General features: G+C 62.0%; 17 protein-coding genes, 1 tRNA gene and 1 riboswitch. Of the genes, 5 read left to right on the top strand and 13 right to left on the bottom strand.

What is annotated here, in order from left to right; all coding sequences use genetic code 11:
- Window positions 1-2 precede the first annotated feature (2 nt).
- Together LCF59_RS03375 and fabA are read right to left on the bottom strand one after the other, a co-directional pair.
- Window positions 3-1,232, bottom strand: a complete 1,230-nt coding sequence (locus LCF59_RS03375) for a beta-ketoacyl synthase N-terminal-like domain-containing protein (protein ID WP_292285581.1) — start codon at window positions 1,230-1,232, stop codon at window positions 3-5.
- A 104-nt stretch (window positions 1,233-1,336) separates the two neighbouring features.
- Window positions 1,337-1,846, bottom strand: a complete 510-nt coding sequence (gene fabA / locus LCF59_RS03370; protein WP_292285578.1) for a bifunctional 3-hydroxydecanoyl-ACP dehydratase/trans-2-decenoyl-ACP isomerase — start codon at window positions 1,844-1,846, stop codon at window positions 1,337-1,339.
- Window positions 1,847-2,017: 171 nt separating this feature from the next.
- On the opposite strand from fabA, the gene irrA reads away from it, so the two are divergent.
- The 3 genes from irrA (at window position 2,018) to LCF59_RS03355 (ending at window position 7,231) form a co-directional block, all read left to right on the top strand.
- Window positions 2,018-2,434 (top strand): iron response transcriptional regulator IrrA, encoded by a 417-nt coding sequence (gene irrA, locus LCF59_RS03365; protein WP_292285577.1) that lies wholly within the window; start codon window positions 2,018-2,020, stop codon window positions 2,432-2,434.
- A 348-nt stretch (window positions 2,435-2,782) separates the two neighbouring features.
- Entirely contained in the window at window positions 2,783-6,388 is a 3,606-nt protein-coding gene (locus LCF59_RS03360) for a DUF4214 domain-containing protein (RefSeq protein ID WP_292285575.1), read from the top strand.
- 250 nt (window positions 6,389-6,638) lie between these two features.
- Window positions 6,639-6,830: riboswitch (cobalamin riboswitch) on the top strand.
- A 98-nt stretch (window positions 6,831-6,928) separates the two neighbouring features.
- Window positions 6,929-7,231: a hypothetical protein gene (locus LCF59_RS03355; RefSeq protein ID WP_292285573.1), complete on the top strand. Its 303-nt coding sequence runs from the start codon at window positions 6,929-6,931 to the stop codon at window positions 7,229-7,231.
- A 24-nt stretch (window positions 7,232-7,255) separates the two neighbouring features.
- Here LCF59_RS03355 and LCF59_RS03350 read toward each other — a convergent pair whose 3' ends face one another.
- From LCF59_RS03350 to LCF59_RS03330, 5 genes are read right to left on the bottom strand one after another with little or no spacing between them, the layout of a single operon-like run.
- Entirely contained in the window at window positions 7,256-8,209 is a 954-nt protein-coding gene (locus LCF59_RS03350; RefSeq protein WP_292285571.1) for a carbohydrate kinase, read from the bottom strand.
- 24 nt (window positions 8,210-8,233) lie between these two features.
- Complete coding sequence (locus LCF59_RS03345) at window positions 8,234-8,974, bottom strand: peptidase (protein WP_292285569.1); 741 nt, start codon at window positions 8,972-8,974, stop codon at window positions 8,234-8,236.
- Window positions 8,975-8,983: 9 nt separating this feature from the next.
- The gene (locus tag LCF59_RS03340; RefSeq protein WP_292285567.1) at window positions 8,984-9,781 is read right to left on the bottom strand and encodes a transglutaminase family protein; all 798 of its coding nucleotides are present in this window, start codon (window positions 9,779-9,781) and stop codon (window positions 8,984-8,986) included.
- 21 nt (window positions 9,782-9,802) lie between these two features.
- On the bottom strand, window positions 9,803-10,744 hold the full coding sequence (locus tag LCF59_RS03335; RefSeq protein ID WP_292285565.1) for an alpha-E domain-containing protein: 942 nt from the start codon (window positions 10,742-10,744) through the stop codon (window positions 9,803-9,805).
- Window positions 10,745-10,748: 4 nt separating this feature from the next.
- On the bottom strand, window positions 10,749-12,173 hold the full coding sequence (locus tag LCF59_RS03330; protein WP_292285563.1) for a circularly permuted type 2 ATP-grasp protein: 1,425 nt from the start codon (window positions 12,171-12,173) through the stop codon (window positions 10,749-10,751).
- A 416-nt stretch (window positions 12,174-12,589) separates the two neighbouring features.
- On the opposite strand from LCF59_RS03330, the gene LCF59_RS03325 reads away from it, so the two are divergent.
- Complete coding sequence (locus tag LCF59_RS03325) at window positions 12,590-13,804, top strand: acyl-CoA dehydrogenase (protein WP_292285562.1); 1,215 nt, start codon at window positions 12,590-12,592, stop codon at window positions 13,802-13,804.
- The gene (locus LCF59_RS03320) at window positions 13,804-14,958 is read left to right on the top strand and encodes a CaiB/BaiF CoA-transferase family protein (protein ID WP_292285560.1); all 1,155 of its coding nucleotides are present in this window, start codon (window positions 13,804-13,806) and stop codon (window positions 14,956-14,958) included. The genes LCF59_RS03325 and LCF59_RS03320 overlap by 1 nt, the downstream gene beginning before the upstream one ends.
- A gap of 395 nt (window positions 14,959-15,353) precedes the next feature.
- On the opposite strand, the gene LCF59_RS03315 is transcribed toward LCF59_RS03320, so the two are convergent.
- From LCF59_RS03315 to LCF59_RS03290, 6 genes are all read right to left on the bottom strand, one after another.
- Window positions 15,354-15,428 (bottom strand) — tRNA-Gln (locus LCF59_RS03315).
- Between the two features lie 232 nt (window positions 15,429-15,660).
- Window positions 15,661-16,674 carry a diguanylate cyclase gene (locus tag LCF59_RS03310; protein WP_292285558.1) on the bottom strand — a complete coding sequence of 338 codons (1,014 nt, stop codon included), beginning with the start codon at window positions 16,672-16,674 and terminating at the stop codon, window positions 15,661-15,663.
- Window positions 16,671-17,270, bottom strand: coding sequence for a heme NO-binding domain-containing protein (locus LCF59_RS03305; protein WP_292285556.1), 600 nt, complete (start codon window positions 17,268-17,270; stop codon window positions 16,671-16,673). The genes LCF59_RS03310 and LCF59_RS03305 overlap by 4 nt, the downstream gene beginning before the upstream one ends.
- Window positions 17,271-17,407: 137 nt before the next feature.
- Window positions 17,408-18,967: a trimethylamine methyltransferase family protein gene (locus tag LCF59_RS03300; RefSeq protein WP_292285555.1), complete on the bottom strand. Its 1,560-nt coding sequence runs from the start codon at window positions 18,965-18,967 to the stop codon at window positions 17,408-17,410.
- A 91-nt stretch (window positions 18,968-19,058) separates the two neighbouring features.
- On the bottom strand, window positions 19,059-19,766 hold the full coding sequence (locus LCF59_RS03295; protein ID WP_292285553.1) for an HAD family hydrolase: 708 nt from the start codon (window positions 19,764-19,766) through the stop codon (window positions 19,059-19,061).
- A complete protein-coding gene (locus tag LCF59_RS03290) occupies window positions 19,763-20,047 on the bottom strand; it encodes a DUF3572 domain-containing protein (protein WP_292285935.1) in 285 nt (94 codons plus the stop codon). The genes LCF59_RS03295 and LCF59_RS03290 overlap by 4 nt, the downstream gene beginning before the upstream one ends.
- Between the last annotated feature and the right edge of the window lie 61 nt (window positions 20,048-20,108).

Below are 20,108 nucleotides of genomic sequence, written 5' to 3'. Positions count from 1 at the left end.
GCTCAATCCAAGTATTTCGACATCAACATCGACCCGTTGGTGCCGCCAAAGCCAAAGGAATTGGTCATCACCGTATCCAGCCCTGCATTTTCCACAAGTGCCGTTGCGATTTCTTGGGGCTTGAGCGCGGGATCAAGCGTTTCGACGTTGATCGACGGGATGATGAAATCGTCCCGCAACGCCAGCAGGCAGTAGATCGCCTCTTGCGCGCCAGTTGCGCCCTGGCTGTGGCCCGTCATGGATTTGGTCGAACTGACCGGCGGTGTCGATCCGTCGCCGAAGACGCGCCGCACCGCTTCGATCTCACCGACATCGCCCACCGGGGTCGACGTGCCATGCGCATTTATATAGCTGACGGCGCGCCCCTCCGGCAAAGTCCTGAGCGCCCCGCGCATGGCGCGCTCCCCGCCCTCGCCGGACGGCGCGACCATGTCGGCCCCGTCACTGGTCGCCGAGAACCCGGTGACTTCGGCATAGATCGTGGCCCCGCGCGCCAAGGCCCGATCCAGCGATTCGAGAACCACCATCGCACCGCCGCCCGAAATGACGAACCCGTCGCGCCCTTCGTCAAAGGCGCGTGACGCTTTCTGTGGCGTATCGTTATATTTCGATGACATCGCGCCCATCGCGTCGAACAGGCACGACAATGTCCAGTCCAGCTCTTCGCCACCGCCCGCGAACATCACGTCCTGCGCGCCCAGCGCGATCTGCTGCGCCGCCATGCCGATGCAATGCAGGGAGGTCGAACAGGCGCTGGTGATCGAGAAATTCATCCCCTTGATCTGATACGCAGTGGCGAGATTGGCACTCACCGTGGACGACATCGTCTTGGGCACGGCAAACGGACCGATCCGCTTGGTCCCGCCGGTCTTGAGCACTGTCTGGTGTGCCGCCAGCATGGCACTGGTCGACGGCCCCCCCGACCCGGCAATCAGCCCGGTCATCGGGTCCACCACATCCGCCTGGGTCAGACCGGCATCGGCAATCGCCTGCCCCATCGCGATATGCGCATAGGCGGCACCGGGCCCCATGAAGCGCAGGGTGCGCTTGTCCACATGATCAGCGAGGTCCAGGTCGATGGCCCCGGCCACCTGGCTGCGGAACCCATGTTCCGCCATTTCGGCATTCGCGGTGATCCCCGAACGGCCCGCCTTCAGGCTCTCGGTCACTTCCGTTGTATTGTTCCCGATGGATGAAACAATTCCCAATCCTGTCACGACGACACGGCGCATCACGGCTCCTTACAATTGTTGCAGGCGTGTGTAGGCAAGGTGGGGCGCATGGGCAAGCACTTCAAATGCCGACCGCGCTGCGAACTGCGCACTGCCGCGACATATCAGGTTTCCGACAGCGCGACCTTCATGTCCTTGACCTGATAGATGGTCTCTCCATCCGCCTCGACCCGGCCGTCGGCGACACCCATGGTCAACCTGCGGGTCTGCACCGCCTTGGTGAAATCCACGTAATAGGTCAGCATCTTGCGATCCGGCCGCACCATGCCCGTCAGCTTGACCTCGCCGACACCCAGCGCATACCCGCGCCCCTGCCAGCCGCGCCAGCCAAGGTTGAAACCGGTCAGCTGCCATAGCCCGTCAAGCCCCAGACATCCCGGCATGATCGGATTGCCGGGGAAATGACATTCGAAGAACCATAGGTCTGGCTTGATGTCGAACTCGGCCACGACATGGCCTTTGCCGTGTTCCCCGCCATCCGCCGAAATATCGGTGATACGATCCATCATCAGCATCGGCGGTTCCGGAAGCTGTGCATTGCCCGGCCCGAACAGCTCACCCCGCGCGCATTTCAAAAGCTCGTCACGGTCAAAACTGCGTGGATAATCAGTCATATTGGGCAAGGCTCCCGTATCATCTTGCAATATTCCGATCCGTCTAGCACCCGGCCTGACGCGCGCGCAAGCCCGCCATGACGGCGACCTGAGACAAGGTGCTGCAGGAAAATGGTTTGAAATCCGGCGCCATCGCCCTCTATATATGACAGAAGGAAACACGGGTTAATCATGTCTTCAGCAGCAATCGAACGTGGAACAGACTGGCTGGCAGAAGGCGGCGTTCGTCCGACGCGCCAACGCGTGGCGCTTGCGTCCCTGCTCGTTGGTGACGGCAACAACCGGCATGTGACCGCCGAAAGCCTTTTTGCAGCCGTTCAGGACACGGGTGAGCAGGTTTCACTCGCCACCGTCTACAATACGTTGCGCGCCTTCTGCGACGCCGGCTTGATGCAAGAAGTGACCGTCGACGGGGCCCGGAGCTATTTTGACACCAACACGCATGATCACCCCCATTTTTTCTGGGAAGAAGAAGGCCGTCTGACCGATGCGCCAGCCGATGAACTCGAAATCGCGCGCATTCCTGGCCCCCCCGACGGGGCCGAAATTTCAAGCGTGAATGTGGTGATCAAGCTGCGGCGCACTTGAAACGGGTTCACCACGTCGATCGGACCGGCCCAGACCAGCGTTGAAGTCCCTGTCTAATCTGACCCAGCGCTGGTTCCGGGCTTACCCTGTTGGCCAATACGGCCCCGCAGGCAGCATTAATTTTTAATACGAAGTTTCACTATTTTCGAACCGGATATCTGCCGCATGCCCTGGCTGGTGGCAGATACGGTCAAACCCATGTCACTCCACATGATTTTCCCTGGCGATCCGCCGCTTTCACGGCTGATGGCGACGGCACGGTTTTAGTCAAAATCGACCTTTAAGCTCTCGTTCACACCCCACCCCTCATCACCCGAAGCGGGGGCGATTTGGATGAGTGGAGTGGGCATGGAACCCTTGACCGACGTTTTCGGAACGCAAACTTCTGCGGCAGCGATGGCCATTGGACTTCGGGGGATCGTTGATTGGAGCGTACAGCAGCCGTTCCTCGATGTCTTCAAAACCGCCCGTCCCTGGTCGGGAAATGCAGATGGACAATGGGGCGCCTATCGCGAGGCGGATTTCGAGGCGATGGGGCTACTGGATGAAAATGGCTGGCTGACCCGAATTCCCGACGATATTGAGCAGGTCCAGACCCTCATCCTCACCGAGATGCCGGCCGCTGCCAGCTCGACCGCCGGGCTTTACCGGCTGAGCTATGACGGCGCGGGCGACATCGGCGTCTCCGGTGCCGAAATCGTATCCCGAACCGATGGCGAGATCTGGTTCGATCATCAACCGACCGGAAACGGCATGGTGGTGATTGCGATCCGGTCGACCGATCCGCAGAACACCGGGGATTACCTGCGCAATATCGAGGTGGTAAAGCAAGAGCACATCCCGGCCTACGAGGCGGGACAGATGTTCAATCCGCTTTGGCTGGACGTCATCGCCGAGTCCCATGCGCTGCGTTTCATGGATTGGCAAGAAACCAACAATTCAACCATCCGAAACTGGTCGGAACAGCCGCAGCAGAACGATTACACCTACAATTCCGGTGTGCCTTTGTCGGTGATGGTCGCGCTGGCCAACGCAACCGGGACAGAGCCCTGGTTCAATATGCCGTTTCACGCGGACGAGGCCTATATCCGCGAGTTCGCAAGCTATGTGCGCGACGCCCTCAACCCCGATTTGCGCGCGCATTACGAGTTTTCGAACGAGGTCTGGAACTGGATGTTCGACCAGGCGACGGATTCGGCCGACGCGGCCCGCGCCCGGTTCGGGCAGGACCTCGGGGATGGCTGGATGCAGGAATACGGGGCGCGCTCTGCGGAAATGGCACGCGTTCTCGACGACGTCTACGCCGGTGCCGAAGATCACTTGGTCAAGGTTCTGGCGACGCACACCTATTGGCCGGGGCTGGAGAACTCGATGTTGGACGCCCCGGCCTGGCAGGCCCTGAGCGGAGCAAACGCCGCACCGTATCAATCCTTCGACACCTATGCGATCACCGGGTATTTCGGCAACAGCCTAGGCACGGATGCCAAGGCCAACATGGTCCTTGACTGGATCTCTGAAAGCGAAACGCAAGCCCGGCAGGACGCCGCGGCACGAGGCCTGAACGGTGCGGCGGCGGATGCTTATATCGCCGAACATCGCTATGATCTGGCGGTCGATATGGCCATGCGCGAATTGCGGGACGGATCGATCTCCGGCAATTCAGACGATTCGTTGCAAGGCCTGTTCGAGATGTTCCGCTATCACAAATCGGTGGCCGATTCCCGTGGGCTGGACCTTGTCATGTACGAAGGCGGCACGCATGTGGCGGGTGTTGGCGCCTGGGTGGACAATGACCGCCTGACCGATTTCTTCATCCACCTGAATTTTTCGGATGGCATGGGCGAGCTTTATGCCGAGTTGCTCGACGGCTGGGAAGCCGCAGGCGGGACGCTCTTCAACGCCTTCGTCGATGTCTCGGAGCCAACGAAATGGGGCAGCTGGGGATTGCTGCGCCATCTTGACGACTCCACGCCGCGGCACGATGCCGTGGTCGATTTCATGCGCGACCACCCTGCCCCGGACCACATGAAAGACGGCACCTGGGCATCCCAGCCGGTCGACTTTGGTCCCGCGCCCATACCCGATGCGGATTTCGATCCCGCGCCCGATCAAACGCCGGTCGCCGAGCCTGACCCGGTACCGCAGACAGACGCCGATCCTGATCCCGTTCCCGATCTGGCCCCGAACCCGAACCCGCCCGCCCCATCGGACGACGTGCGCGAATATGTGTTCGGCAACAGCCATTATGTCTGGGCGGTGGGCAACCCGGAGCTTTCTGTTGCACATTGGGTGACGAAAATGGCGGAGTCGGCGGGCCATTCATATGCCACCGCACTGCAAACGGGCATGCTGACACTGCATGACGATCTTCCCCCCGATCCGCATATCACCCTGCCCACGGTCCGCGAGGCCTGGGACCCCGATACCGGCCAGAGCTTTGCCGATGCAGAGTTCAACCAGATCACGATTTCCGCGGTGAACTTCGTTCAGGGTCAATCACCCGACACCCCCTACTGGATCGATCCGAGCACATCGCCAGTGGAGTCGGCGCTCCGGATCATCGAATGGGCCGAAAGCCGCGCGCCCGGCGCCGCGATCAATATCTACGAAACCTGGCCGCACCTGGCGGGTTTCATCTCCTCTTTCCCGCCCAGCGCAGCAGAGGTCGCCGCCTGGGAATCCTACATGATGGGCGAGTGGCATGATTGGTGGGTGTCGCTGACCGAGGAAATTCGAAGCGCCCGCCCTGATCTGGATGTCCGCCATATCAGCGTCGGCCCAGAGGTTGCGGCCATGCTCGACGATCCGTCTCTTGGCCTGACAGGGCTTGGACCGACTGATTTGTATATCGACGATGCACCGCATGGCACTCCCACGCTCTACTTCCTGGCGTCGATGCTGCATTATGCAACCGTCTTTGGTGAAACGCCGCCCCGGGACTTGTCACTTCCCGACAGCGTGCATCCTGCGATTGCTGCAAATCTCGACGCGATCGTCGAATGGATCGAGGATCGCACTCAGGGGCCCTTGCCGAACCCGATTGTCAATCCGTACCAGGATCAGGCTGACCCAAGCTCAGACAGTGGCGCCGACAATCAGCGGATCGCGACGCCCGGCAACGACGAGGATCGCATCACGTCCGATGATGCATCTGGCAGCATCGATGGGGCCACAGGTCTGCAGACCGCGGTCTTTGACGGACACCAGAGCGGATACACTGTTCGTTTCGAGGACGACATCATCCGGGTGGAACACAGGGCCACCGATTCCAATATGACCCTTCGCGATGTCGACACCCTGGATTTCGGGCAGGAAATCGCCCCGTTCGGCGACAGCGGAATGCCGATCGAACTGTTCGATGGCATGGCCGATCTGGACGCCGCGTCGATGGCGGCGCTGACCGAGCTTTATATTGCGTATTTCAACAGGGCCCCCGATGCCATTGGCCTGTTCTATTGGGGCGACCAGATGGCCGGCGGAATGAGCCTGACTGAAATCGCCGGGCATTTCTTTGACCAGCCGGAAACCCGTGCGCTCTACGGCGATTTGGAGGATTTGCCGGAATTTGTGCAAACGGTCTACCAGAACGTACTGGGCCGCGCGCCGGATGCCGTCGGGATGGCGTATTGGCTCGACCAATTGGAAGGTGCTGGCCCCGTCACGCCGCCAACCTTCATCCAGTCTGTCATATCGGGCGCCAAGGCAGATACCGGCGGTGCGGTGGATGCGGCGTATCTTGCCAACAAGGTCTTGCTGGGCGGCCATTTTGCCATCACGCGCGGTATGTCCGACGTGGAGGACGCGGCCCTGCTCATGCAGGGGTTCGATGGCTCGGCGACCAGCACGCAGGCCGGGTTCGATCAGACTGATGCAGTTTATGCCGATATCCTGTCCGGGGCAGATGACGGGTTCCTGATGCAGCTTGTCGGGATCGCGGACACGCCGCTGGTGTAACACGTGATCACGCGGGGCGGCCCGGCCCGGTCGGGCGGCCCCGCGCAAGCCAATCAGGTAGCGAAAGAGCTGGAGTATTGACAGCAGTGCGGGCATCCGGACACCTCTCCTTGGTATTGGTTTGAATAAGGCGCTTCCGCCTTTCTCCCGCCCAGTTTTCGTGCCAAACCTTTAATAAGGTCTTTCGCGGACCCGGGATGCGTCGAATTGTACATATCCCGATATTCGGTTTGCGCCGTGGCGGCTCTTCTGGAAGACTGTTGGCGATGGTGGCTGGCACCGCGTGTCGGCCCAAAAGGGAATACGGTGAAAATCCGTGACTGCCCCCGCAACTGTGAGCGGCAAGTGCATCGCGCAAAACCACTGGGCCAAGAGCCTGGGAAGGTGCGACAGGCATGACGACCCGCGAGTCAGGAGACCTGCCATCATGAAAGAACTGAACCCGGGCGGGGTGCACCGGAGGACGATCCGCGCGGCGCGTCGGGCGCCCAGGCTCCGTCTCTCTTGTGTGCCATTCGCCCTTGTGCGGAGGGTGCTGTCATGTCTATCGAACGAACCTTGACCCAGTTGCAGGTCAATCCAACCACGCCAGAGCGGGCGCGCGAGATCGGCCAGCTTGGCTACATGCAATGGCTTGACGGGCTGCCTGGCGATGCCTGTTACCTGACCGAGGCGACCTGCGCCTATATGGCGGCGGCCCCGTTCGAGGCGACCGATCCTGCGGTTGCAGAGTTTCGTGCGTTGTTGAAACAGTCGCTGGATGCACCGATGCAGCCGCTCGATCTTGCCCTGCCGAAACCACGGCGGCGCGGCGGCGCACGGGAACGGCGGTTGTCACTATAGCGCCGCGCCCCCCGGGACCAAGGATCACCCCGCGTCCGACAGGGCGCACTCCAGTTCGTCCAATGTCGGCGGGTTGCATCCGGCGCGGCTGCAATTGATCGCGGCGGCCCGTCCGGCGCGACCGACAAGATCCGCGACCTGGGCCTGGGTCAATGTGCCCACCCCGTCTTGCGACAGTGCCCCGATCCGCGCGAGACCCGCCAACAGCGTGGCCATGAACGTGTCCCCCGCGCCAACGGTATCGACAAGTCCGGGCACACGTGGTGCGGGCGCCTTGACATGGATGTCGCCGCACCAGGCTTCGGCACCATCCGGTCCTTTCGTCATCACGACGAGGTTCGCCGCGGTTGTCTTGCGCAGCAGATCGAGCGCCCCCTGCTGCGTCATGTCGGGATACAAATCACCGAGATCTTCATCGCTCAGTTTGAGAAGATTGGTCTTTTCCAACATCCGACCGATCCGGGCGCGGTAGCTTTCGACATCGGCGACCACGGATATCCGCACATTCGGGTCCAATGACACGAGCGTTCCGCTATCGAACGCTGCTGCGCAGGTTGTCTCCCACGCCTCGGCATCCGCCCCCATCGTCAGGGCAAGCGACCCCGTGTGCAGCGCCGCCGTGTCCGCCGGGATCACCTCTTGCAAGAATGCCGGCGTGACAGTGCGTTCGGCGGTTCCATCGCGTTCGAACCGATAGTCCGGGATGCCATCGCGCACCGTCACCCGTGCGATGGTTGTCGGGGCATCGCTGCGCCCGCCGCTGAGCGTGACATTCGAAGACTTCAGCGTGTCTGCCAAATGATCGCCCCAGGAATCGGTCGAAATCGGGGTGACATAGCGCACATCCGCCTGCTGCCGGCCCAGCGCCATCGCCACGTTGAACGGGGACCCGCCGGCCAAAGCCGATTGCGCGCCATCGCGGGTCACATGGTCGATAAGGTTTTCGCCGCCAACGCAGATTACAGGATGTGTCGTCATGATGGTTCCTTCCGACGCAAGGGATTAGTTACTGGTAAGGGTCACGTCCGGCAACGTGTCGAGGGCTTGCTTGAGCGCGTTGCCCCATTGGGTCGAGATTGCCTGGAATTCCGGGTTGTCCGGTTCGACACGGCCGACTGTGTCGACCTTCAAACTGTCCGTCCGGTAGCAGAAATAATCCAAAGGCGCGCCGACCGAAAGATTGGCCTTGAGGGTCGAATCAAAACTGACCAGCAAGAGCTTGAGCGCATTGGCGAATGTCAGATCCGGATCATAGGCCCGCACCAGGATCGGGCGGCCATATTTGATCTCCCCGATCTGGAAGAAAGGCGTATCCGTGCCGGCCTCGATGAAATTGCCGGCCGGGTAGATCAGAAAGAGACGCGGCGGGCTGTCCCCGATCTGACCACCCAGGATCAGGGTCGCGTCAAAGTTGCTGTCAGCGCGCTGGCCGCCCTTGGCAAGATCCTGGATCACCTCGCGCAGCGTGTCTCCCACCATGCAGGCCGCCTGGAACATCGACGGTGCCTTCATCAGTGACGGCTCGCGGTCCTCGGGCTGTTTGCTGCGCTCTTCCAGCAGGCTGACAACCGCTTGGGTGGTGGCCAGATTGCCCGCCGACATCAGCGTCAGGACGCGCTCACCGGGGTCCTCCCAGATCGTCATCTTCTTGAAGGTCGAGATATTGTCCAGACCGGCGTTGGTCCGTGTGTCGGACATGAAGACCAGGCCGCTGCGCAGCATCATTCCAACGCAATATGTCACGCGGTATTCCTATTGCTGAACCACATTGATGCGGACGTCCAGCACCTCGCCGGACCCGCCAATTCGGGTCCCAGATATCGGTGCCGCATCGGAATAGTCCAGCCCTGTCGCGACGCGAACGTAACGTGTGTCCGGGGAGATCCCGTTCGATACGTCGAAACCGACCCAACCAAGCCCGTCGACATAGGCCTCGGCCCAAGCGTGCATCGCCTCCTGAACCGTGGACTCGTTCAGCATCAGGTACCCCGAGACATACCGGGCCGGAAGCCCCATGGCCCGTGCGCAAGCAATGAAGATATGCGTGTGGTCCTGACACACCCCCTTTCCAGCCGAAATCGCGTCTTCGGCGGACCAGCTCGGCTCGGACGCGCCCAGGGTAAAGGTCACAGTTTCGCAAATCCGTGCCGACAGCGCGTGCAAATCGGGGATACCGGGCGCGGAGACGATGTCACGCACCAGCACGCGTGTGCCCGCTCCAACCTGCGTGCGCGCGGTGGGCATCTGGTAGAGCCACAGTGGCGCAGGGCCATGATGCGCGCCGAGGATGCCGACATTCTCCTCGATCTCGACATCGCCTTCGCTGGTCACCGAGAGTTCGATGGTATCGGGATCAAAGCTGATCAGCTCGGTCGTGTTGTGGTGGTGATCCTCGAAAACCACTTCCTTGCGGCCGCCGTCAATCCGGGTTTCCCACTGCACAACAGATTGATTACAAGAGGATTTTGGCGTCTTGCGCAGCTGCTGCAAGCCGTAGATCACGGGCGTGGTGAACCGGTACTGCGTGGTATGATCGATCTTCAGACGCATGACGCGCTCGTGCCGGCAAAATCAGGCATAGAACCGGAACTCCTCTTCGATCTGGCGCGAAATGGCGGTCAGGTCCTTGAGCGTCGTTTGCAGGAATTCATGCAGACCGTGGCGAAAAATATCATCGATCGATTTTGACAGCAGGCCGTTTTCCAGGGCACGCACCTTGTTGCGCGACGCCTGGCCGACATCCCCACCCTTCGCGAGAAAGCCCAGGTTGGTGCTCAGCTCACCGGCGCAAAAGGCCAGTGACCGTGGCATGCGCTTGTCCAGGATCAGGAAATCCGCGATCTCGCGCGGGCCGCCGCCGGCCCCGTATTCCATGCGAAAGCCGCCCCGAGCAGACACGGACCTGAGAATCGACTCCCATTGCACGTTGTCGATCGACGAGCCGACCGACCGGGCGGATGGCAGCAGGACGTAATATTTCACGTCCAGAATGCGCGCCGTGTTGTCCGCCCGTTCCAGGAATGTGCCCAGTCGGGCGAAATCGTAAATCTCGTTGCGCAGCATGGTTCCATGCGTGACCCCACGCACCAGTGCCGCATGGTGCCGGATCAGGCGCAGCACACTGGGCAGTTCCCGCTCGGACACCTTGCGCCCCAGCGCCTTTTTCAGCGTCATGTAGGCGGAATTGACGGCCTCCCAGACCTCACCCGTGATCGCGGTCCGCACCAGCCGCGCGTTCAACCGCGCCGCGTTTATGCTGGAGACAACCGAAGATGGGTTGTCCTTGCTCCGCAGCATCCAGTCGACGGCAAGATCGCGGGACATCTCGTCATGCGTGGCCGTATAGCCTTGCAGGCAATCACCCGACCGCAAGACCGACGCCCATTCCTTGTCCGTCTGGTTCAACCGGGTCAGGGCGATCCGCTGCCCGGTCTCGATGAGCCGCGCAGCGTTCTCGGCGCGCTCCATGTAGCGGTACATCCAGTAAAGACCGTTCGCGGTTTTTCCCAGCATGGCCTTACTCCTCCAGCACCCATGTGTCCTTGGTGCCGCCGCCTTGCGACGAATTCACCACCAGGGATCCTTTCTTCAGCGCCACACGGGTCAGGCCGCCAGGCGTGATCTTGATGCCATCGGGACTCACGAGCACGAAGGGGCGCAAATCGACATGCCGTGGAGCCAGCCCTTTCTGCGCAAAGATCGGCACCGTCGACAGGCTCAGCGTCGGCTGGGCAATGTAGTTCTTGGGGCGGGCCTTGAGCTTGCGGCGGAACGCGGCAAGATCTTTCCTCGTCGCGGTAGGGCCGATCAGCATGCCATACCCCCCCGACCCGTGAACCTCCTTGACCACCAGGTCCTCTAGGTTGTCCAGAACATAGGCCAGCGCATCGGGTTCGGAACAGCGATGGGTGGGCACGTTTTGCAACAAGGGGCGCTCACCGGTATAAAACTCGACGATTTCCGGCATGTAGGAATAAATCGCCTTGTCGTCGGATATCCCGGTTCCGGGCGCGTTGGCGATGGTGATCCCGCCCGCGCGGTAGACATCCATGATGCCCGGCACGCCAAGCTGGCTTTCGGGATTGAAATTCAGCGGGTCCAGGAAATCATCGTCGACCCGGCGGTACAGCACGTCAATCGCCTTGTAGCCATGGGTCGTGCGCATCGCCACGCGACCATCCACAACCCGCAGGTCATGCCCTTCGACCAGTTCGACACCCATCTGGTCGGCTAGGAACGCATGTTCGAAATAGGCCGAATTGTAGATACCAGGCGTCAGCACCGCGACCGTGGGGTTGGCGCCTGCCGCCTTGGGCGCGCAGGCGGCCAACGACCGGCGCAGGTCGATCGGGTAATGCTGCACGGGCTGGACGCGGTTCTTGGAAAACAGCTCGGGAAACATCTGAAGCATGGTTTCGCGATTTTCGAGCATGTAGCTCACCCCGGAGGGCGTCCGCGCGTTGTCCTCCAACACGAAAAACTCACCCGGCCCGGTGCGCACAAGGTCGATCCCGACGATATGCGTATACACCCCGCCCGGCACATCGACCCCGATCATGTGCGGCAGGAACGCCTCGTTCTGGGCGATCATCTCTTTCGGGATGCGTCCGGCCTTCACGATCTCTTGCGTATGGTAAATGTCATGCAGGAACGCGTTGATCGCGCGCACCCGCTGATCGATACCGCGCGACAGCTTGGCCCATTCAGACCCTGAAATGATCCTCGGAATGATATCGAAGGGGATCAGACGCTCTTCAGCCTCGGACCGGCCGTAAACGTTGAAAGTGATCCCGGTCAGGCGAAAAAGATCCTCGGCCTCGCGATTCTTCGCCCGCAGGCGCTTTGGGTCTTCCTGGTCGAACCAAGCGTGGAAATTCCGGTAAGGCTCACGCAGCCCCGCGTCCCGGCCCCACATTTCATCAAAAACAGAGTGATCAGACATGCTTGACCGTTGCGCAGGCCCGCAAGACACGCAAGCTGATGCGGCATGCCACATGGTCAGATGCAAAAATTATGGGCTATTTGCCCAATTAATGGGCGGATCTTCGAGGCCCCGCACGGGCACGCCCTGCCTGTGCCGCACATGGCGCGCGCAGACGCTCTCCGGCTCGGCTCAATTTACCTGCCGCATTTGGCCACACAACCCTTGGCGCGCGATGCACCGCACCGTATCATGCGCCGAAACGCGGTGGTGTTTCGCGCCCGGCAAAAGACCCCTGCCGCACAGATACATTCGGGACCGCAACAGGAATTCCAGGTTCGGACGATCAGGGAGATGGATCGAAAGACCCGCTTTCGGCACCCGGTACGGACGCCCCGGATCGACCGCCGCAGATGACCAATAAAGGGAGCATGGACATGCTTGACGCATCGAACGCAGGCCACGGGCCGTCACTGGCAGACTTCGACTGGGAAGACCCCTTGGGCTTGCGCGCGGCGCTGGAAGAGGACGAGCGCATGATCGCCGACAGCGCTGCGGCCTATGCGGCAGACAAACTCGCTCCGCGCGTGTCGGACATGTATCTGAACGAAGGCGTCGCCCCCGAGATATTTGCCGAGATGGGCGCGATGGGCTTGCTTGGTGTGACCATTCCCGAGGAATTCGGCGGCTTGGGTGCGAATTATGTCAGCTACGGCCTTGTCGCCCGCGAGGTCGAGCGCGTGGATAGCGGCTACCGGTCGATGATGAGCGTTCAAAGCTCCCTGGTGATGTACCCGATCCATGCCTACGGCTCAGACGAACAGCGCAAGAAATACCTGCCCGGCCTGGCAGCCGGCACTCTGATCGGCTGTTTCGGCCTGACAGAACCCGATGCCGGATCGGACCCGGCGGGCATGAAGACCGTCGCCAAGAAAACCGAGGGTGGCTATGTCATCAACGGGGCCAAGATGTGGATCTCCAACAGCCCGATTGCCGATGTCTTCGTCATCTGGGCCAAGTCCGAAGCGCATGGCGGCAAGATCCGGGGTTTCGTGCTCGAAAAAGGCATGACCGGCCTGTCGGCGCCCAAGATCAACGGCAAGCTGTCGCTGCGCGCGTCGGTCACCGGCGAGATCGTGATGAAGGATGTCGAGGTTGGCGAAGACGCGCTGCTGCCCGGCGTCGAGGGCCTCAAGGGTCCGTTCGGCTGTCTGAATCGCGCGCGCTATGGCATCGCCTGGGGCGTCATGGGCGCCGCCGAGGACAGCTGGCACCGGGCGCGTCAATACGGGTTGGACCGGGTGCAGTTCGGGCGTCCTCTGGCCCAGACGCAGTTGTTCCAGAAAAAACTGGCCGACATGCAGACCGAAATCGCGCTTGGCCTGCACGCCGCCCTTCAGGTGGGACGCATGCTGGATGCCGGCACCGCCGCCCCCGAAGCGATCAGCCTGATCAAACGCAACAATTGCGGCAAGGCGCTCGACATCGCGCGCCACGCCCGCGACATGCATGGCGGCAACGGGATCATGGCGGAATACCACGTCATGCGGCACGCGCAGAACCTCGAAACGGTCAACACCTACGAAGGCACGCATGACGTGCACGCCCTCATCCTTGGCCGCGCACAGACAGGGTTGCAGGCCTTTTTCTGATGACGGCCCCGCTGGAAGGTTTGAAAGTTCTCGAATTGGCCCGCATCCTTGCCGGGCCGATCGTTGGCCAGACATTGGCCGATCTTGGCGCGACCGTGATCAAGGTGGAAAGCCCCAAGGGCGACGATACCCGCACATGGGGGCCGCCGTTCATCGACCGTGCAGGTGAAGACCGGCCGTCAGCCGCCTATTTCTACAGCTGCAACCGGGGCAAGTATTCCGTCACGGCGGATCTGACAACCGACGAGGGCCGCGCCTTTGTGCAAAGCCTGGCCGCAGAGGCCGATGTCCTGATCGAGAATTTCAAGGTCGGCGGCCTGGCGAAATACGGTCTGGATTATGCCAGCCTCTCCACCTCGAATCCCGGTCTTGTCTATTGTTCGATCACCGGCTTCGGCCAGACCGGGCCCTACGCCGACCGCGCCGGGTATGATTACCTCATCCAGGGCATGTCCGGTCTCATGTCGATCACCGGAGACCCGCAGGGCGCGCCGCAGAAGGTGGGCGTGGCCGTGACCGATATCTACACGGGGCTGTATTCGGTGATCGCCATTCAGGCGGCGCTTGCCGCACGCGACAGGACAGGACAGGGCCAGCATATCGACATGAGCCTCCTGGACGCCGGGGCCGGCAGCCTTGCCAATCAGGCGATGAATTTCCTGGCCACCGGCCAGTCCCCCGACCGCATGGGCAATCAGCACCCCAATATCGTGCCCTACGAGGTGTTTCCGGTCTCCGACGGCAACATCATCATCGCGGTAGGAAATGACGGCCAGTATCAACGCCTGTGCGATACCTTGCGCCGCGCCGATCTGGCGGCGCAGCCGGATTACCAGAGCAACGCCGACCGCGTGCAAAATCGCGACAGGCTGGTACCCGAACTCAAGTCGGAAACCGCGACATGGTCAAAAGCCGATCTGCTGGCGGCCCTGAAAGCGGTGCAGGTCCCCGCGTCCCCCATCAATAGCGTGGCCGAGGTGTTCGCCGATCCGCAAATCGATCATCGCGACATGAAGATCCTCCCGGAAGGCGTACCCGGGGTCCGCACGCCGATCGCCTTCAGCGCCTCCAGCCTCGCGCTGGACAAAACCGCCCCCTCGCTTGGCGCGCACACAGACGCGGTGCGTCGCGCGGGGTGGGCCATCAAGGGCTGACCGCTGTATCCGCTTTTTGGCAATGCCCAAAGCCACGCCGTCCCGATGTGTCGCGCGGCCGCTGTCAGACCAGACGCCGTGCAAACACTCGTTGGTGTTGGATGTCATGCGGACAGCATCCAGGCGCATCGGGTTCGCTCCCGCCGACGCGCCATCAACCGCATCATCGCCGTGGTCCATGCCCGGACGAAATATCCGGTCCGCGTTCCACGCGCCATTGCGGTCGTCCGAAGCGGTCGTCCGAAAACACCATCCCGGTCGCGGATGTTTCCGGCAGGGCCATATCGGAGCATAGACACGCGTCTTCGATCACATCCCAAGACGTGCGGCACATTCGGTGGCAAGTCCGAAGGGCGCTGCCCACGCGGGGCTTGAACCACTGATATCAGAAAACCTGGCTGGGGTGGCAGGATTCGAACCTGCGGTACGCGGTACCAAAAACCGTTGCCTTACCACTTGGCTACACCCCAACCGTGCGGCGCTACTTACGCCGCTCCGCAGATGGGATCAAGACCCCTAAAACCGAAAAATGCCTTCACCGTCCGGGGCATCGGTCTTGGGCCGATCATCCTGCGCTGTCACGGCCCGTTTGGTGGCCACACTCCGGACCGGTTGCTTGTCCCGATCGGCTTGAAAATCGCCCAGGCTGGCCGTCTTCACTGCACGCGCGGCGTCTTCGGGGACCAGCGGGATACAAGGCGGTCACGCCTGCGCCGGCTCTTGCGGCGCTGCAAGCTCTGTCAGGCTGTGTCCCATGTCCTCGGTCCAGAGCCGGTAGCGGCCACGCCCGGCGCGTTTGGCTGCATAAAGCGCGATATCGGCTCGCTCGATCACGCCTTCGGGCGTGACCTTGGGGGTAGATGCGCTTTGGGCGATCCCGATCGACACCCCGATCTGAACCTGCATCCCTTCATAGTCGACCGGCTGCGACAGGTCGTGGATCAGCGACCGGGACAGCTGGTCCAGACGCGCGTGATCTGTCAGTCCGGGACAGACAACCAGGAATTCATCGCCGCCGGTGCGCACAACCAGATCATCCTGCCGGGTCTGCGCGCGCAGAATCGACGCAACGCGCCGGAGCACGGCATCACCCGCTGCATGGCCCAGCGTATCGTTCACCGGCTTGAAGCGATCGAGGTCCATCTGCAGCACCGCGAAATGCGTGTCGGATTGTCCCAGGCGGCCCAGCGCACCGTCCAGCGCCCGACGGTTGTGCAGCCCCGTCAGCCCATCTGTCATGGCTTCGGTTTCGGCCGCAAGCCGCGCGCCATCAAGCCGCGCGTTCAAGCTGAAAGAGGCGGCCATCGCGCTCGATTTGGCCTCTTGAAGGAACAACAGTTCCACCGCCAGATCGCTTGCCGCGAAGTCCCGCGCCGTCAGACCGAAGCGCTGCACCGCCTCGATCACCGCGATGCCGAAGGACAGGTCCAGGATCACGCCCCCTGCCCCGTCGTCAACCACCAACGCGCGCAGGATCATTCCCGGTTCGGCCCGCAACCGCAGTCGCAACACCTGCCCCGCAAGTGATCGAAGACCGACCATGCCGGACGGCTGGGCGGGGCGCAGGACCTCGAACGCCTCGAGAAAGCGAAGGCCGGTCAGGTCTCCGGCCCCCAGCTTGGCAAGGCTGTGGCCCACTTGCCGGATATGTCCCGTGCGCCCGACGCAAACATGCAAGGGGCGCAGCTGTGCCAGAAGGTCCAGTGCAGTGATCATGTCAGCGCATCCTCCGCGCGGTCGGCAAGCATGAATCCGCGATCTTCCGAAAAGGCGGCTTCGACCACCGCGACCTCGATCACCTCTGCCGCGTCGCGGACGCCCCGATGCTCCAGCACGGCCAATGTGCCGTAATCATCCGCCATCGCGCGCAACAGGCCCACCAGGACATGCCCGAACCCGGCAGGGTCGCCGTGGCATGTGACGACGAACTGATGCGGAATCGGTTCGCGGATATTGATCTGCGGCAGTTCCAGACCGGACACAGCGAGCCGTGTGCGCCCGGGCAATTCGTCCAGCGAATGAAGCAGTTCGGAATAGGTATCGCCCCCGAATCGCATCAAGCGACGCACCGAAGCATGGTTCTGATGCGTGATCAGATATGCGCCGATGTCTTCAAGGATCACGGATCTGGGACGATCCAGCGCTTCGGCGCAGCCGTCCAGCAGCCTTGGAAAATACGCCGGGTCATATTGCAGCATGGCCTCGAAGGCGCTGACCTCGAGCCCCGCGATCGCCACCGCGTCCTGCCAGGATCCTGTCCCGAATGCGTCTGAAACGAACGCCTCAACCGTGCGAAAGATCAATCCATGCATACCCTGTGCCCTTACCTTGCCGCGCAGGATCACATGGCGGTCTTAAAATTCCGCAAACCTCTAAAATCCTAACAACTGACCCCGGTGTTCAGCCACGTCGCAAGCGCGCAAACCGGAGATACCGAAGGGCCAGGGCCCTAGAAATCGGTTGGTGCGCCGCCTTCTTGCTTGCGACGGGTCACAAAGGCCTCCAGCTCTTCCCGGATCGCCGGGTCCATCGCCGGGGGCTGGAAATCTTCAAGGATCGCCTTGTAAGTCGCATGTGCGCGTTCGGGGGTCCAAACGCCGCCCGCAGCGTCCCAGGCTTCGTAATTTTTCCAGTCGGACAGGAAGGGTTGGTAGAATGCCGTCGTATAGCGGTCCTGTGTGTGCTGCGTGCCAAAGAAATGGCCATTGCTGCCCACCTCCCGGATCGCCTCTAGGCCCAGCCCGTCATCGCTGACGTCACAGATCATCGGGTCCATGTAGCGGATCATCTGCTGGATCACCTCGCAATCCATGACTAATTTTTCCGGGCTGGCGATCAGCCCGCCTTCGAGCCACCCAGCGGCATGATAGACCATGTTGGACCCCGATTGGATCGCCGCCCAAAGGCTGTGTTCGGTCTCCCACATGGCTTGGCCGTCCGGAACATTGGCGGCGCACACCCCAGAAGACCGCATCGGCAATCCGTAAAACCGCGCCATCTGCCCGGTCATCTGGGTCGCGCGCATGTATTCCGGCGTGCCGAAGGCGGGCGCGCCGGATTTCATGTCGACATTCGAGGTGAAGGTGCCAATGGCGCAGGGCGCCCCCGGACGCACGATCTGCGCCAGCACGATCGCGCTCAGCCCCTCGGCCAATGATTGCGCCACGGCACCGGCCATCGTCACGGGGGCCATCGCACCGGCCAGCGTGAACGGCGTCACGATGCAGCCCTGCCCGCGCGCGGCGCAGCGCATCCAACCGTCCAGCATCGGATAGTCATGCCTCAAAGGCGACGTGCTGTTGATATTGGTATACATGCGCGGGGTGGCCTCGAACTCCGCATGGCTCAGGCCACCGGCAATCCGCACCATCTCCATCACGTCCTCGACCCGCTCCTTGCCCAGGGAATAGGCATGGGCCACCTTGTCGCAAAGTGTCAGCTTGTCATAAAGCACATCCAGATGCCGGACGCTTGGGTGCACATCGACCGGCTCCACCGGGTAGCCGCCAACAAAATGGATGCAGTTGAAATACTGCGAGAGCTTGAGGAAATTGCGGCACATCTCGCGCGTGCCCGGCCGCTTCCGGCGCGTCTCCATGTCCCAGGAATTCGGCGGCGATGACACGTTTCCAAACACGATATGCCCGTCACCGATCACGATCCGGCGGTCCGGGTTGCGCGGTGTGATGGGAAAGGACGGCGGCGCCTTGCGGATGTGCTCCATCACGAACGCACGATCCATGCGCACGTTGTCCCCCGTCACGCGACAGCCCGCCGCCCGCAGGAGTCGCACCGCCTCGGGATTGAGGAACGCGATCCCGATCTCTTCGAGAATCGTCATCGCCGTGTCGTGAAGCCGCGCCACGCCCGCTTCGGTCAACGGTTCGGTCGGCCGGTCGATGTTGCGCGGCACGCACCAGGGCAGTTGGTCGATCGCCGCAGTGCCCCGCCGGAGAGCATTGCCGGATCGCCCGCCGCTGCGACGTTTGCGCGTGATGGCCTCGGTCATGGACAGCCTCCTGAGTTGCCCTCTCAGCTAGGCATCCCGGATGCGGCTTATCCTGTCGGAACACGACGCATCCCGTCGCTTTCTGACCGCGCTACTCGGCCCCGAAGCCAAGCCACTGTGGCAAATGCCCGATATCGGGCAGCACCACATCGGCATGCGGCGACAGATCCTCGGGTCCCGCGAGGCCCGTCAGCACGGCCACGGTCCACATCCCGGCGGCCCGGCCTGCAACAAGGTCATGCGTGCTGTCCCCGACCATGATGATCCGCTCCCGCGGGACGCCGACGGCCTCGCTGAATGCCAGGAGCGGGCCCGCGGCCGGCTTGGCCCCGTAGCCGCTGTCCGACCCGGCGATGAAATCGAACCTGTCGCGCACTTGCGCCGCCTCCAGATGCGCAAGGGCCGGTGCCTCGGCATCGTTCGTCACCACGCCAAGGCGCATTCCCTGCGCATGGAACAGGTCCAGCAACGGGACCAGGGGCACCGCTTCGACCAGTGGCGCGGCGGCGGCCTCGACGTTGATCCTTGCAAGGAGATCAGAGCGTGTCAGACCCGGCAACTCCGGCGACAGCACATCGACAAGGTCGTCCGGGGTGCCCGCGATCACGAAACTGTCGGGCGAAAACCGCGATGCCTCCAGGTCATAGCCGATCAACCGGCCCAGATCTGCGGCGCGCGCCCGGTCCCCCTCGCCCAGTTGCAGGAGCAACTTCTCGGCCCAGCCATTCCACGTCGCCCCGAAATCGAAAAGCGTGCCGTCCTTGTCGAACAACACCGCCCCGATATCGCGGCGCGTCATGTCCAATGCACCTGCTGGCCACCCGGCAAGGCCGCGCGCGCCTGCATCAGGCGATCATAGGCGATGCCTTCATTGTCGCAGAAGGCGACCACCCAGGCATCGTCCATCAGGATGAAATCCAGCACCGAGGCCTGGAAGTCCGGATTGTCCAGGCCGCTGCGGAACGCCGCCTCATCCGCGCCGGTGGAGCCCATGAACACCGGCAAGAGATCCTCATTGCCTGCAAGCCAGGCGATGGCCGTTAGGGCAACCTGTTGTGCTCCATCTTCCGAAAGCGTCATTTTTAGATATTTCCCAAACTCTTTCTTAACCAATAGCGGCAATGAATTGGTGAGCAAAGTC

It is taken from the genome of Marivita sp. (assembly GCF_020055675.1).
Lineage (GTDB): Bacteria > Pseudomonadota > Alphaproteobacteria > Rhodobacterales > Rhodobacteraceae > Marivita.
This window is presented reverse-complemented; position numbering and strand designations above follow the sequence as displayed.

Bases quoted from the DNA above. Each gene is read 5' to 3' on its own strand.
- LCF59_RS03375 (WP_292285581.1), bottom strand. From the start codon at position 1,232: ATGCGCCGTGTCGTCGTGACAGGATTGGGAATTGTTTCATCCATCGGG.
- fabA (WP_292285578.1), bottom strand. From the start codon at position 1,846: ATGACTGATTATCCACGCAGTTTTGACCGTGACGAGCTTTTGAAATGC.
- irrA (WP_292285577.1), top strand. From the start codon at position 2,018: ATGTCTTCAGCAGCAATCGAACGTGGAACAGACTGGCTGGCAGAAGGC.
- LCF59_RS03360 (WP_292285575.1), top strand. From the start codon at position 2,783: ATGGAACCCTTGACCGACGTTTTCGGAACGCAAACTTCTGCGGCAGCG.
- LCF59_RS03355 (WP_292285573.1), top strand. From the start codon at position 6,929: ATGTCTATCGAACGAACCTTGACCCAGTTGCAGGTCAATCCAACCACG.
- LCF59_RS03350 (WP_292285571.1), bottom strand. From the start codon at position 8,209: ATGACGACACATCCTGTAATCTGCGTTGGCGGCGAAAACCTTATCGAC.
- LCF59_RS03340 (WP_292285567.1), bottom strand. From the start codon at position 9,781: ATGCGTCTGAAGATCGATCATACCACGCAGTACCGGTTCACCACGCCC.
- LCF59_RS03335 (WP_292285565.1), bottom strand. From the start codon at position 10,744: ATGCTGGGAAAAACCGCGAACGGTCTTTACTGGATGTACCGCTACATG.
- LCF59_RS03330 (WP_292285563.1), bottom strand. From the start codon at position 12,173: ATGTCTGATCACTCTGTTTTTGATGAAATGTGGGGCCGGGACGCGGGG.
- LCF59_RS03325 (WP_292285562.1), top strand. From the start codon at position 12,590: ATGCTTGACGCATCGAACGCAGGCCACGGGCCGTCACTGGCAGACTTC.
- LCF59_RS03320 (WP_292285560.1), top strand. From the start codon at position 13,804: ATGACGGCCCCGCTGGAAGGTTTGAAAGTTCTCGAATTGGCCCGCATC.
- LCF59_RS03310 (WP_292285558.1), bottom strand. From the start codon at position 16,674: ATGATCACTGCACTGGACCTTCTGGCACAGCTGCGCCCCTTGCATGTT.
- LCF59_RS03305 (WP_292285556.1), bottom strand. From the start codon at position 17,270: ATGCATGGATTGATCTTTCGCACGGTTGAGGCGTTCGTTTCAGACGCA.
- LCF59_RS03300 (WP_292285555.1), bottom strand. From the start codon at position 18,967: ATGACCGAGGCCATCACGCGCAAACGTCGCAGCGGCGGGCGATCCGGC.
- LCF59_RS03295 (WP_292285553.1), bottom strand. From the start codon at position 19,766: ATGACGCGCCGCGATATCGGGGCGGTGTTGTTCGACAAGGACGGCACG.
- LCF59_RS03290 (WP_292285935.1), bottom strand. From the start codon at position 20,047: ATGACGCTTTCGGAAGATGGAGCACAACAGGTTGCCCTAACGGCCATC.